Source organism: Streptomyces sp. NPDC057694 (assembly GCF_042799415.1).
In the GTDB taxonomy this organism is placed as follows: domain Bacteria; phylum Actinomycetota; class Actinomycetes; order Streptomycetales; family Streptomycetaceae; genus Streptomyces.
Window position 1 is genome coordinate 18,435 of sequence record NZ_JBHVIX010000039.1, and the last position, 12,336, is coordinate 30,770.

At 69.1% G+C, this 12,336-nt stretch carries 8 protein-coding genes and 1 pseudogene; 7 read left to right on the plus strand and 2 right to left on the minus strand.

The features are described 5' to 3' along the window. Nucleotides 1-6: 6 nt before the first annotated feature. Genes ACFVDP_RS41600 through ACFVDP_RS41620 form a run of 5 tightly spaced genes read left to right on the plus strand, consistent with a single transcriptional unit; the run spans nucleotide 7 to nucleotide 7,346 of the window. Entirely contained in the window at nucleotides 7-363 is a 357-nt protein-coding gene (locus ACFVDP_RS41600; RefSeq protein WP_383502326.1) for a hypothetical protein, read from the plus strand. Continuing rightward, nucleotides 360-941, plus strand: a complete 582-nt coding sequence (locus ACFVDP_RS41605) for a phage holin family protein (RefSeq protein ID WP_383502329.1) — start codon at nucleotides 360-362, stop codon at nucleotides 939-941. Before ACFVDP_RS41600 ends, ACFVDP_RS41605 begins: the two co-directional genes overlap by 4 nt. Next, nucleotides 938-3,562 (plus strand): ATP-binding protein, encoded by a 2,625-nt coding sequence (locus tag ACFVDP_RS41610; protein WP_383502332.1) that lies wholly within the window; start codon nucleotides 938-940, stop codon nucleotides 3,560-3,562. Before ACFVDP_RS41605 ends, ACFVDP_RS41610 begins: the two co-directional genes overlap by 4 nt. After that, complete coding sequence (locus tag ACFVDP_RS41615; protein ID WP_383502336.1) at nucleotides 3,559-6,144, plus strand: hypothetical protein; 2,586 nt, start codon at nucleotides 3,559-3,561, stop codon at nucleotides 6,142-6,144. The genes ACFVDP_RS41610 and ACFVDP_RS41615 overlap by 4 nt, the downstream gene beginning before the upstream one ends. After that, the gene (locus tag ACFVDP_RS41620; protein ID WP_383502339.1) at nucleotides 6,141-7,346 is read left to right on the plus strand and encodes a glycoside hydrolase; all 1,206 of its coding nucleotides are present in this window, start codon (nucleotides 6,141-6,143) and stop codon (nucleotides 7,344-7,346) included. The genes ACFVDP_RS41615 and ACFVDP_RS41620 overlap by 4 nt, the downstream gene beginning before the upstream one ends. Here the strand turns inward: ACFVDP_RS41620 and ACFVDP_RS41625 are convergent. Beyond that, a complete protein-coding gene (locus ACFVDP_RS41625) occupies nucleotides 7,343-7,954 on the minus strand; it encodes a DUF6082 family protein (protein ID WP_383502342.1) in 612 nt (203 codons plus the stop codon). The genes ACFVDP_RS41620 and ACFVDP_RS41625 overlap by 4 nt on opposite strands. 336 nt (nucleotides 7,955-8,290) lie before the next feature. Here ACFVDP_RS41625 and ACFVDP_RS41630 point away from each other — a divergent pair, with 336 nt between their 5' ends. Next, nucleotides 8,291-8,866, plus strand: coding sequence for a hypothetical protein (locus ACFVDP_RS41630; RefSeq protein WP_383502345.1), 576 nt, complete (start codon nucleotides 8,291-8,293; stop codon nucleotides 8,864-8,866). Nucleotides 8,867-8,869: 3 nt separating this feature from the next. Here the strand turns inward: ACFVDP_RS41630 and ACFVDP_RS41635 are convergent. Then, nucleotides 8,870-9,021, minus strand: a pseudogene (locus ACFVDP_RS41635) (IS5/IS1182 family transposase); the annotation flags it as partial. A 452-nt stretch (nucleotides 9,022-9,473) separates the two neighbouring features. On the opposite strand from ACFVDP_RS41635, the gene ACFVDP_RS41640 reads away from it, so the two are divergent. After that, the gene (locus ACFVDP_RS41640) at nucleotides 9,474-12,272 is read left to right on the plus strand and encodes a hypothetical protein (protein ID WP_383502348.1); all 2,799 of its coding nucleotides are present in this window, start codon (nucleotides 9,474-9,476) and stop codon (nucleotides 12,270-12,272) included. The last annotated feature ends 64 nt before the right edge of the window (nucleotides 12,273-12,336 follow it).

A 12,336-nucleotide genomic window follows, 5' to 3' on the forward strand; every position in this document is an offset into this window, starting at 1 on the left:
CCTGCCATGCATTCCATTCCGCTGGCCGCGCCCGGAATCATCGAGGACTTCACCGGTCTGGGCAAGGACGTCAAGACGCTGATCACCGTCGTCGTCCTCGGGATCATCTACGTCGGCAGCATCGGCGCGACCTGGGCTGCGACCCGATCGATGCTCAAAGCCGGGGTCGCCGCAGTCGGCGGCGCCATCGTCATGGGGGTCATCGCCTCCCAGACCGTGCTCAGTGACAAGACCGCCGAGGAACTCAAGAAGGACCACACCGTCGGCCAGCAGGTAGGCGTCGTACGCGTCGACAGCGCCGCTCGCTCCATGCCCCTCACCAGGCCGGCAGCGGCCGTTGACCGGGACGAGCGGCGTGCATGAGCACCACCGGCGAGGACATCCTGATCGGCCGCTGCTACACCAAGGCCCGTCGGCATCCCAGCATGATCGGCCAGTGGGAAGGGCGCCGACTGTGGGGCGGCCCCTACACCGTGCCGCAGTTCATCACCATAGGCACCGTCTTCGGCGCGCTGGTCCTGCTCCTGCTCACCGTGCCCGCCCTGTGGGCCACCTTCGGCCTGTTCAACCTCGCCGCACTGGTGGTGCTGCCCTACCTCGCCTCACTGCTGGTTCGGCGTCTGCACATCGACGGACGAAACCCCTTCTCCGCGATGGCTAGCGCCACCGGGCTTCTCACCGGCGGACAGCGCCCGCACCTGCACGGCCGTCAGCTGCGCCACCTCACCGCCCACCCCCTGCAGGGCACCGCCACTGTCACCGAGCACCTGCCGCAGCGCAGCACCACCGCGGAACCGCAGCAGGCACCTCCCCCGCGTCCGGCACGGCGCCCCAGCGCCCCCACACCAGCTCCCGCGGGCCGGCCGGCTTCCCCCGCGGCGAGCGCTCTCGCGCAGCTCGCCGCCCACCGCACCACCTCGAGGCAGGGAACGCAGTCGTGAAAATGCCGATCCGGCATGTCGCCGGGAACGTCGTGTGGAGCGTGCACGGCACCGTGTGGGCGCTGTACCGGGTGCAAGGCGTCGACCAGGTTCACGCCAGCCGCGGCGCGAAGCTCCGTCGCCTCAAAGCGCTTGAAGCGCTGGTGAAGAAGCTGGTCGGCGAATCGATGTGGCTGTCGTTGTGCCCGCAGGTCGACCCGCGCGCCGTGGTTCGGGCCATGACCGAGGACATCGACATGAACGCCAGCGCCCGCTACACCCAGGTCGCCCACCGCGTCCTGGACACCCTGGAGGGCTTGGAGCTGACCGGGCGCACCGACTGGCTCGCCGTTCCGCTGCCCGCCGCCGACCGCCGTCAGCGTCTCGCCGACCTGGCAGGTGCAGCCAGGGCTGAAGTGGCCCTGCAGTTGGGCCTGTTGCCGGGAGCGATCAGCCGGAAGGAGGAAGGCCGGCGCCTTGGGCAGGCGGCGCGGATGGCTGCGACATGGCCGGGCACGGTGGCGATCCGCCCTGCTAGTGAGGCCGAAATCTTGTGGATCTACGGTCACTCCGCTCGGCGCGGCGCTCTGGAGCCGCTACTGCCCGCACCTGATGCCCAGCGCGCTCTGGTCAGCCGGGGTCGCACAGTGGCCGCGCTCGGCCAGGCGGTGCTCACGGAAGGCGCCGTCGACGGCCGGCTCGCCGATGCGGACGAGCGGCGCGGCGCGGGGGTCTTCCAGCGCAGGTGGCTGGAGGTGGCCACCGAGTACGGCGCTTCCTACCAGTCCTTCTTGACGCTGTCGGAGATGCCGGAGGCGTTCCGGTTTCCCGGCTCGGAGTATCTGGCGTCGCTGGACACCTTCGACTTTCCCGTCGACTGGGTCGTGCGGATGAGCGTCGCTCCGGGCGCGGACGCTGAGGCCAAGACGCGCCGCAAGGCCCGTGATCTGGCCGGGCAGCCCGAGGAATGGGCTGATGATCTGGCTGGGGCGCCCGCCTCGATCGGCAGGGCCGCCGACGCGCTGGCGGAGAACCGGGAGCGGCTGACGATGTCCAAGGGCGAGGTCGACGTCCGCGCGATGGTCGCGTTCTGTGTGTGGGGCGCCAGTGCGCAGGAGGTGGAGCAGCGTGCGCAGGTGCTGACGTCTGAGTTCGGCGGCGACGACTACACCCTGGACCGTCCCCTCGGTGACCAGGAGCACCTGTTCTACGGGATGCTGCCCGGCGCCCGCACCCCGCAAGCGATGGCCGCCTACGCGCAGTACCTGCTCGCCCGGGACTTCTGCATGGCCGGGCCGTGGGCGGCGACGGAACTGGGCGACGAGCGGGGCCCGTTGTATGGGTGGCAGTTGACCGGCGGCGGGGCGCGGCCAGTGCTGATGGACTTCACCCGCGGGCCAAAGAAGCGGACCTCGGCGTCGGCTGCGTTCCTCGGCGAGCTGGGTGGCGGCAAGTCCTATGCAATGAAATGCGCCGTGTACTGGACGCTGGCCGCGGGCCGCAAGGCGGGTGTGCCGGGAAGTCGCGGGCGCGCCGTGATCGTGGACCGCACGCCGAAGCAGGAGTGGCTGCGCTTCGCCACGTCCTGTCCTGGGCGTACGGAGCTGATCACTGCCGACAGCAGTGCCACCGTGAGCCTGGATCCACTGCGGGTGTTCACTCAGCAGCGCGGTCAGGTGCCGGTGGATCTGTCCGAGGCGCAGCGGCGGTGCGAGAGCTTTCTGCACATGCTGCTGGGGATCCAGCCCATGGACGAGAGCGGCGACGTGCTCTCCGAGGCGGTGGCCCATGTGCTGGGCAGTACGGCGCCGAGTATGCGCGCGCTGATGGCGCACCTGACGGAGCGCGGGGTGCGCCAGGACGACGCGGCCTGCCGGTCTTTGGCCCGCAAGCTGAACATGCACGCCCGGCGGGACATCGCGCGCACCATCTTCGACGACAGCCTGCCGGTCATCGACACCGCTGCCGACAGTGTCGTGTTCTCGGTCGCCCAGCTGGCCCTGCCCAAGAAATGGGAGCTGGAGCCCGGCCATTTCGAGCGGCTCTCTCCGGAGAAGGTGTTCGGGCGGGCCGCCCTGTACTTGATCGCGACGATCTGCCGGCACATCGCCTTCGACCCTCGTCACGAGGCCGAGTTCGCGCAGGTCGTGTGGGACGAATGCTGGTGGCTGACCTCGGCTCCGGAGGGCCTGGACCTGCTCCTGGAGCTGCTGCGTGACGGGCGCAAGCACAACGCCGGCGTCCTGGTCGGTTCGCACGACCCCGAGGACATCGGCCCCAACACCGAGACCGGCCGGATCGTGCGCGGGCTCATCCCCCGCCGCCATCTGTTCCGCCAGACGAACAAGGAACTCGCCCGCCGCGGCCTGGACTTCCTCGACCTCGACCCGGCTGACACCGAACTGCTGGAGATGGTCACCACCCACCTGTCGCCGCTGCATGAGTCCGAGACGGTGCAGGCACAACGCTCCGGCGAGTGCCTGGTGCGCGACCTGTTCGGACGCATCGGCGCGATGCGCGTGCAGATGCCCCTCGACGCGGCGCTGAGCGACGTCATCCACTCCGACCCCGACCAGACCCCAACCGCAGAAACCAGTGAGGGCGGCGCCGCCGTACAGGATGGGGAGGCGGTGCCGGCATGACCGAGCGACGGGGACCCCGCGTGGCGACGGCGCGAGTGCGCCGTCATCTGGCGGGCGGGCTGCTGATCGTCATCACGGCGGGCGTCGCGCTGATGCTTCTTGCCCCCCGCGTGGATGCCGCGCCGTCAGAGCCCGGCCCCACGCCGTCTCCGTCCGCATCCTTCCCCACCTACGAGCCCGGCCTGGAGCCGACCGCCCCGGGGCTGCTGCCGCCCGAATCCGTCAACCCCACCCCCAGCGAGAAGAACACCCAGGGCGACGCAGAGAAGAATGGGGCGGACAAGGGCAAGGACTCGGACAAGAAGGAGCCGTCGGCCAAGGACAAGAAGAAGGCGGAGCAGGAAAAGCTGCGCCGTGAGATGCGCAAGAAGGTAAAGGAGTACAAGGCCAAGCACGGTGACGGCGGTGTCCTCAACGCCTTCGAGGTCACGGACACCAACGACCTGCCCGTCTCCGCCTACCGGATAGAATCGGACGCGGGCGGAGTAACCAACCCGGTCGGGCAGATCCAGTCCGCCATGACCCAGGGCCTGTTCGAGGGCACCAAGTGGTCGGTGGCTTTCGGCTGCTGGGTCATCACCTGGGCGCTGCAGTGGTCGCTCGCCAGGATCTTCCTCAAGCCCGCCCTGGCGATCTCCAACTCCCTGTACAGCCATGCGATCGTGCAGCTCGGACTGCCCGGCGTGATGATGGCGTTCTCCGGTGCGGTCGCCTTCTGGAACATCACCTTCGGTCGCAGCTCGCGTGGCTGGGGCGAGCTGTTCGCCTCCACCGTGATCTCTGCACTCGCCGTCTCCACGCTGGCCGCCCCGCCGCAGCTGCTGCTCGGTGACAGGGACGGTTCTGTCGGCGCGGTCGGCAAAGTCCGCGAGCTGGGCATCGCCGTCTACGCGATCACCACCGGCAACGAGAAGGCCCTCACCGGCACGGCGACTCTCACGCAAGACAAGACAAAGGAGCTCACGCAGTCGGTCACCGACGGCGTCGTGGATGCGTTCATCGTCAAGCCGGCCTTCCTGCTGTCCTACAACCAGCAGCTGCCGAACAAGAAGTGCACCGCCCTCTACAGCGAGTCCCGGGTCGAGCAGGCCTTCTTCAACGAGAAGGTCGACGGCGTCAAAGACAAGATCAACAAAGTGCCGAGCGCGTGGGACATCGTTCCCGGCGTAGTCGGCGACATCAAGGACGCCATCCAGAACAAGGCCGTCGACTACGTCGCCAACGACCTGCTCGGCCTCAACCCCGGCGACGACTTCGAGAAGGCCTGTGTCAAGGACGCCGCGCAGGCGAAGAAGGCAGGCTGGGACAAAGTCGGCGGCGCCTTCTTCATCTTCATCGCGGCCCTGCTAATGACAATCCTCCTCACCGTCACCGCCTGCGCCTATCTGTCCACCGAGGTGAGGCTCGGAATCGAGGCCATCCTGGCCAAGGTCGCCCTCGCCGCCGGCATCATGCCCGGCGCCGGGCGAGCCTGGATGTGGGAACGGGCCACCACCATCCTGCGCCTGCTCGGCCTGCTCATCACCCTCGTCGTCGGCCTGGCCATCGCCGTGCAGACCGTCACCGCGGTCCTCGACACGAACTTCACAGGGGAAGGCGGCCTGCCCGCCCAGTTCGTCGCCGTCGACGTCACCGTCATCGCCGCGTTCTCCTTCCGCAAGCGCATCACCCGCCGCTCCAAGGCCTGGGCCACACAGGCACGCTCGCGGCTGGGCAACAGCCCGCTGGGCGGTCGCGCCCCTGTCTCCATGGACCAAAACGCAGGCCGCAAACGCTCACTCGCCTCCACCCTGGCGACCACAGCGCTGATGGTCGGAGCGATCGCCGCAAGCGGTGGCGCTGCGGCTGGCGGCGCCGCAGCCGGCGGATCAGGCACGCTCTCCGCGCTCGCCGGGCGCCTGGGCACCCGGGCGGCCGTCCGCGGCACCGCCGCCCTGGCCAACGGCGCCGGCAAAGCCGTCGTGGGATCGGCGAAGGCCGCCTATGGAATGGGGAAGTTCGGCCTCAAGTACAGCGCGGGGGCGCCGGTCTATCTCCCCCAGGCTGTGCGCGCCGCGAACGCAAGTGTGAGGGCCGTGCCCACAAACGTCGCGCGTTCCGCCGCGCAGCTGCGCTCGAGGATCGCGCAGCCGCTCGTCCGGCAGGCGCCCGCAGCCCGCCACTTCGGGCAGACGTACTGGAACAACATCGGGGGCCGCTGGGTGTCCAACCGGATCCGCATGCACCGCGGCCTGCCGCCCGTACCTCATCCCCGCACCCAGCCGCGCACGGCAGTGCACCGCATCCGCACCTCCCCCGGCCGCCCCATGTCGCCCCGGACACCCGTGCCCCCAGCTGCACCGGTGCGGGCTCCGGCGCCGCGTCCGGTACGCCGCTCACCGCGGCCGATGCCCAGACAGCCTGCCGCTTCCTCGCAACAGCAGGCCCTGCGCCAGCGCCTGTACCGGATGGGCACCGACGCCGCTCTCACCTCGCGGCCCGCACCTTCCCCGCAGGTCAGCCCACAGACGGCGCCCGACCAGCCCCCGCCCCGCACCCGGCCACGTGCTGCACGGCCCGCGCCTGGCCGGAGGAGCTCATGACGAAGAAGGGCTGGCTCGCGCTGGGAGTCGTCGCAGCCGCCATGCCGGTCCTGTTGTGTGTCACCGCCTTCATGGCGATCACCGGTGCGATCGCCGCCGACGAGGACGAGCAGAACCAGCAGGCCGCTTACGCCGCCGGAGCCGGGGCGCAGGGCGCCCCGGACTCCGTCAAAGGGATACCGCCCGTGATGTTGTCCGCCTACGCGAACGCGGCCTCGCGCATCATCAAACTGCGGCCCAAGTGCAAAGGCATGCGCTGGTCCGTGCTCGCCGGATTCGGGAAAGTCGAGTCCAACCACGCCGCCGGCAGACACATCACCGACAACGGCACGATCACCCCGCGCATCATCGGGGCCCGCCTCAACGGCTCCGGCGCCGGCGGCAACACCAGCGCCTTCAGCGACACCGACGGCGGCAAATGGGACGGCGACACCTCCTACGACCGGGCCGTCGGCCCCCTGCAATTCCTGCCCTCCACCTGGGCCGGACCCACCGGCCAGGACGGCAACAGCGACCACATCAAGGACCCGCACAACGCCTTCGACGCCACACTCGGCGCCGCGGTCTACCTGTGCGGCACAGGCAGCAGCGACCTCAGTGACGATGCGCAACTCCGCAAGGCGGCCCTGCGCTACAACCACGCGGGCTGGTACGCCGACGAGGTCCTGCAGTACGTCCGTCAGTACGACCAGGCCGGGTCCACCCTCGGCAACACCGGAAGCGGCGGTCCCGTCCCGGTCGCCGTATCCGTTCCCGGCCCCCCGGCCGTCTACCAGGGCGGTGCAACCGACTGCCTGTACCCGGATCCGTCCGGCGGGCGTTGCCTGACGGGTGCAACGGCGCACGGGTACAAGGAGATCCTCAAGAAGTGGCCGCGCTGGCACGGCGGGATCGGCTGCCAGAGCTCACGCGCCGAAGGCGGCGAACATCCCCTGGGTCGGGCCTGCGACTTCACCCCTGGCGCCCTCGGCACCCGCGCCTCGGGCACCGCACTGTCTCAAGGCTGGGCGCTGGCCTCCTGGCTGCGTAAGAACGCCAGCGCCCTCCACGTGCAGTACGTCATCTGGCAGGGACGCATCTGGAGCATCAACCACAGCCAGGACGAGGGGGGCTGGGGCCGCTCGTACGACCACGGCCTCAACAACGTCCACACCATCACAGGCGGCCACTACGACCACGTCCACGTCACCTTTAAGGATTAGAACCTGTCGGGGGTATCTTGAAACTCCAGAAGAGCGGACGCTGGCCCCGCCGCCACAGCCGCCCGGTAGGTCTCATCCATCAGGCGGACGAACACACGGTCACGGCGATCGCCAGCCTCCATGGTGCGACGCCATCCCGGCCCTTCGCGTTCCCATTGTTCCCGCGCGATCTCCCCGCGGAAATGCCCGTCGAGTTTCACCGCCAGCTTCTCGACGGACAGATGGCCGATGCGGAAGCGCTGCAACAGCTCTCCGAGAGCGAGAGACGTGATCAGATGCTGCTGATGCCGCTTCAAGGTCACTGGTGCAACGGGCGGTGACCAAGCCTGCAGCAGATTCGGATCGCTCAGCGCGAGTGCCGCGAGCTGGAGATGGCTGTCCCTGATGGCCTGCTCGTTGCTCGTGCGCGTCTGCCGGACCTGGTACAGAAGCGAGAGAGCGACACCGGCCAGAGCGATGGCCGAGAGCACGACGGACACGGCCCCGTACGTCTGGCTGATGTCACTGAGCTTTCCCCAGTCCGTGCTCGCCGGAGCCACAGCGGCGAGCACGAACGGTGTGGCAACGATCAGTCCCAGCAGCCCGAGCCCGAGCAGGCCGTACGCCAAGGCTGTCAGTGCCCATGTCGTGCGCTGCGCCCTGCCACTTCCTGTTGTCACATGTCCCCCCCCTCCCCGAAACACTGACTGCCGGTTCGCTGACCAGAATGAAGCCGGCGTTGACGCCCGGCAAGAGGCCCCAATCCGGCCCCCCACATGATCGGCCCGGCCAGGTCCTCGTTGGGCATGAACTGCAGGTGGCTGCCAGGACAGCCTGGATCTTGTCTGATAAGCGATCACCCGTGGGCTCAGAATGCCGGATGCTTGGTTGACGGAGGGTGGCCCTGTCATGGGGCGTCACATCTCTCCCCCCGTGGCGGGCCATGACGACGAGGAGTGTCAGCGGTGTTGGAGACCTATCTGTCTTGGTACCGCGAGGGCCGGATGGATGGGTCCGAGTTCCGCTCGGTCGCCAACCACTTGGCCCAGTCCGGGCTGACCCTCGAGCACCCGACGCTGGGCTGCGGAATCTTGTTGGACGTCGTGGGGGAACAGGTGAAGCTGCCTGTCGGGCGCGTTCTGGAGCTTGTTGGCCTGTCGCTCGGGCCGCTCTGCATGCAGTTCTGGCTGTCGGCTGACACGGACGTGGTGTGCAATGTCAGGTACGTGGCGCCGGACACCCAGGTCCTCACCTTCATGCTCGGCGGGTTGACCGAGAACGAGCGTGACCAGGCCACCGATGCGGTCCAGCGTCTGATCCAGCGGGAAATGAACAGCAGTGTCGCGCTGCTCGTCGATCTGGGCGGCGAAACAGCGGAAGGGGACGATGACGCGCTGGTCCTGTATGGCCGCCTGCCGATGGGCCCGCGCCCGGACCGAGTGCAGTTCCGAACGGACCGACTCAGCGCCGTCCCGACTGTTCTTGCCGGAGCAGAGGTGACGGATCTCGGCAACGGGCTAAGTACAGTCCGCTGGCAATGATCATCAGGCGGGTTCGCGGAGCCAGAGGACCAGCGCTACGAGGTGGAGTCCGACCCGGTATCGGACGGCGAGTTTGTCGAACCGTGTCGCGAGGCGCGGAACTGCTTGAGCCGGCTGAAGCAGCGTTCGACGACGTTGCGGGCTTTGTAGAGCTCGGGCCTCGCGGGCAGAAGAATCTTCCTCTGCCCGGTCACGTTTTGCCGGCTGGCACTCCTTAGGGGGCAGTAGGGCGGCGACGGGTCGCTCGGCCTTGAATGGGAGTGCTGGTGAGAGCGACACGGAATGCGCCTTCCCCGCGCGATGCCACTGTGGTCGTACTGGTGGAGTGCTGTGGCTGGCTTGCCGCCGCTGTCTTTGCTGCGGGCTGTGTCTACGGCTGGTGGTGGGGCGGCGACCTCAACAACCTGCCCTTCATAGGAGGTTCGGCGGCTCGAGCGGCCGCGGATCACCGTGGCTGGCCGTGGATTCCGCTGCTGGTGATGCTCCTCGGCGGGCTGGGCGTGCGACAGGGATGGCGTGTGGTCGCGCACCGCCTGTTCATTCATCGCGCGGAGTGCGAGGAGCGGCGGCGGTCGTCCCGGTTTCGTCTCTCGCAGCGTGGCTGCTGATGGGCGACGTCGTCTTCTCCGTGCTGTCACAGGTCGTCCCTGGTGATCTCTCCCCGTGGGCTGTGGACCTGGGGGGCACGCTGCGGTGCCTGGAGTGGATCGGCAGCATCAGTGTCCTGGTGGCGGTGGGGGTGTGGGCCGGGTGGCGGGTGCGGGCGACTCGCCTACTGAAGGAGCGGACGGTGGTCGAGCTGGTGCCGTCCCAGGCTTTCGACCCGTCGAGCGCGGACATGATTCCGCATGCAGCCCGGATCGCTCGGGCCTCGCAGACCGCAGGATGGACGTCGCGCCGAGCGCGGGGAGTTCGGCTGCGGCACGGCAGTGACGAGCACGGGCAGCTGGTCCTGCGTATGGAGGGGCCCGCTACGTCTGCCGCGCTGCTGCGGCTTATCTCGCTGCCGGGAGTCCAGGTGCGCGGCCGCCAGGCCCGCCGCCGCGGCGGTGAACGCATCACTTTCCATGGCGCTCCCCCTCTGTCTCGCCCCGATTCCGTCGCTCCCGTGCAGTTGGCCAAGGACAGCACGGTGCAGACGTCCGACGGGCCGGAGGCCAGGTATGTAGCGCGGGCCGAGCTCGTGCTGGCCCGGCCGGATCACCGGCGTCTCACCCCGGCTGCGTTGGATCCGGACCCTCTGCAGGTCCTCGCGGACACGGTGGCGCAGATCGATGCGGACAGTGGGGAGCAGGCTGAGCTGGTCGTCGATGTGGTGCCGGTGGCAAGCCGGCGGGTGGCCGCGTGGCGACGTCGCCTGATGCGCCGGGCCGGGCAGCGTGGCCCGTCCGCCTACGGTGAGCCCCTTGGGGCCAGGCGCGGCAGCCGTGGTTCGTGGGGGTCGGCTCTGGTTGACGGGCTCAACGGCGGCAAGCCCTTGGGTGCTTCGCGTGGCGGAGTACGGCCGTTGCCGCGGCAGACGGATCTGGCTGACGGGGTGGGCAAGTTCCTGCCCGGCGCGGATGCGACGGTTTTCGCTGTGCAGCTGTTGGTGCGGGTGACCGGCGCGCATCCGGGGCGGGCGCAGGCCGGCCTGCATCAGGTGATGGCGGTGATGGATGCCTGGTCCGGGGAGAACTGGTGGCGGCCGGTTGGCCCGCGACGTACGGGGTGGCGGCCGTACAGCAGCGTGTGGTGGCGTCGTCGTTCCTTCGACCGGCGCTTCGCGTCCGGGGAGTTTGCTCCAACCTGCCGTCAGTGGCTCACCGGTGCAGAGCTGGCGGCGCTGCTGCGGCCGGCGACCGTGCACTGCACCGCCCAGAACGTTGCCCGCACGGGTCGCACGCTCGCGCCGGCCCCCCGCTCTCTGCCGACGTGGAGGGGGCAGCCGGGCGTGGTGCCCCTCGGGCGGGTCACCGAAGCCGACGGCCGCACCCGGCTGGCCTGCTTGCCGCAGGCCGACGTCTTGTTCGGTGCCTCCTTCGGCAAGTCCGGCTTCGGCAAGTCCGAGCTGGCACTGCTGCAGGCCATCACCCTCGCCTACGGCGGTCTCGGCGCCTGGTTCCTCGACCCGCACGGCGCTGCCATCAAGCGAGCCCTGCCCTATCTGACACATCCGCGGGTGATCGGACGGGTGCAGCTGATCGATCTGAGCGTGAAGCGGCCTGATGCGATGGTCGCCGCCTGGAATCCCTTGTCGATGGAAGGGCGGGCCAGCGAGGAGATCCAGGATGTCATCGGGTCCGTGGTGGCCGGCCTGGCGGCCGCGCAGGGCTGGGGCGACGGCGCGCCCCGGGCCCGGGCGATCCTTTCGCACGCCATCGAGGTCCTCGCTCACCTGGCCCATCAGATGTGCGCACGGGGACGGCCCGATCTGCAGCCCACGCTGTTCACCATCCCGCGGTTGCTCTCCGACGAGGAATGGCGCGAGGGCGTGCTTACCCAACTGCCCTTCAAGCTGAAGCAGTTCTGGCACACCACGTTTCCCAAGTTCGAGGGATCAGCGGTTCCTGTGGTCACCCAGACCATCGAGCAGCTCGCCACGTCGACCTCGCTTCGTGCTTTCCTCGGCCAGCCCCGCTCTACCTATGACGTGCGGCGCGCGATGGACGAGCGGCAGATCGTGCTGCTGCGCTGCTCGGGTACCGGCAGCGGCGACCAGATCATCACCAGTCTGCTGCTGTTCGACCTGTTCCGCGCAGGCCACTCTCGCGAAGGCAGCGACCCGAAACGGCTGGCCACCCTCTTTGCGTTCGCCGACGAGCTCAAGGCCATCGACGGAGCCGCCCGCGGCTATATCGCTGCGATCCTCGAGCAGCTGCGCAAGTACGAGGTGCGGCTGATGGCGATGACGCAGATGGCCATGCGGCTGTCCGAAGAGACCCGGCTGGCGCTCATGCAGAACCAGTCCCTGCTCACCGCCGCGGCCGCCGACACCGACGAGGCCACGTTCCTTGCCAAGCGACTGCCCGGGGCTGAGGCGCTGACCTTGACCGAGCAGCCGAAATGGCACTACGCCGTGCGCGCCACCCTGGGTGGCAAGCCCACCGCCACGTTTCAGGTCGCCGGTGTCCCCGTCGACCAGGTCCTGGCTGACTACCACCATCCCGAGCGGCTGGGAGAGCTGGAGAAGGCGGTCGACGTGACGCTGCGCCGCCGGCCCCTGCGCACGGTGTTGCAGGAGCTCGACGGCAGCGACGACGGGCGCCGGCCCGGCCTCGATGAGCGGATCCTCGCCGAGCTCGGGCGCCGCTCCACCCCTCGCGCAGCCGTGCCCGAGCCTGCTGCTCTGCGCGCCGCCGTTGGCCCCTGTTCCCCTTCTGATGACGAATGCTGGCCGACGGCCGGCGAGAGCGAGGTGGCCTGATGGCTTTGACTACTCCCCCCGAGACCGTGCCTGCGTCGCGTCCCCCGCGCGGGCTGTCCCGCCT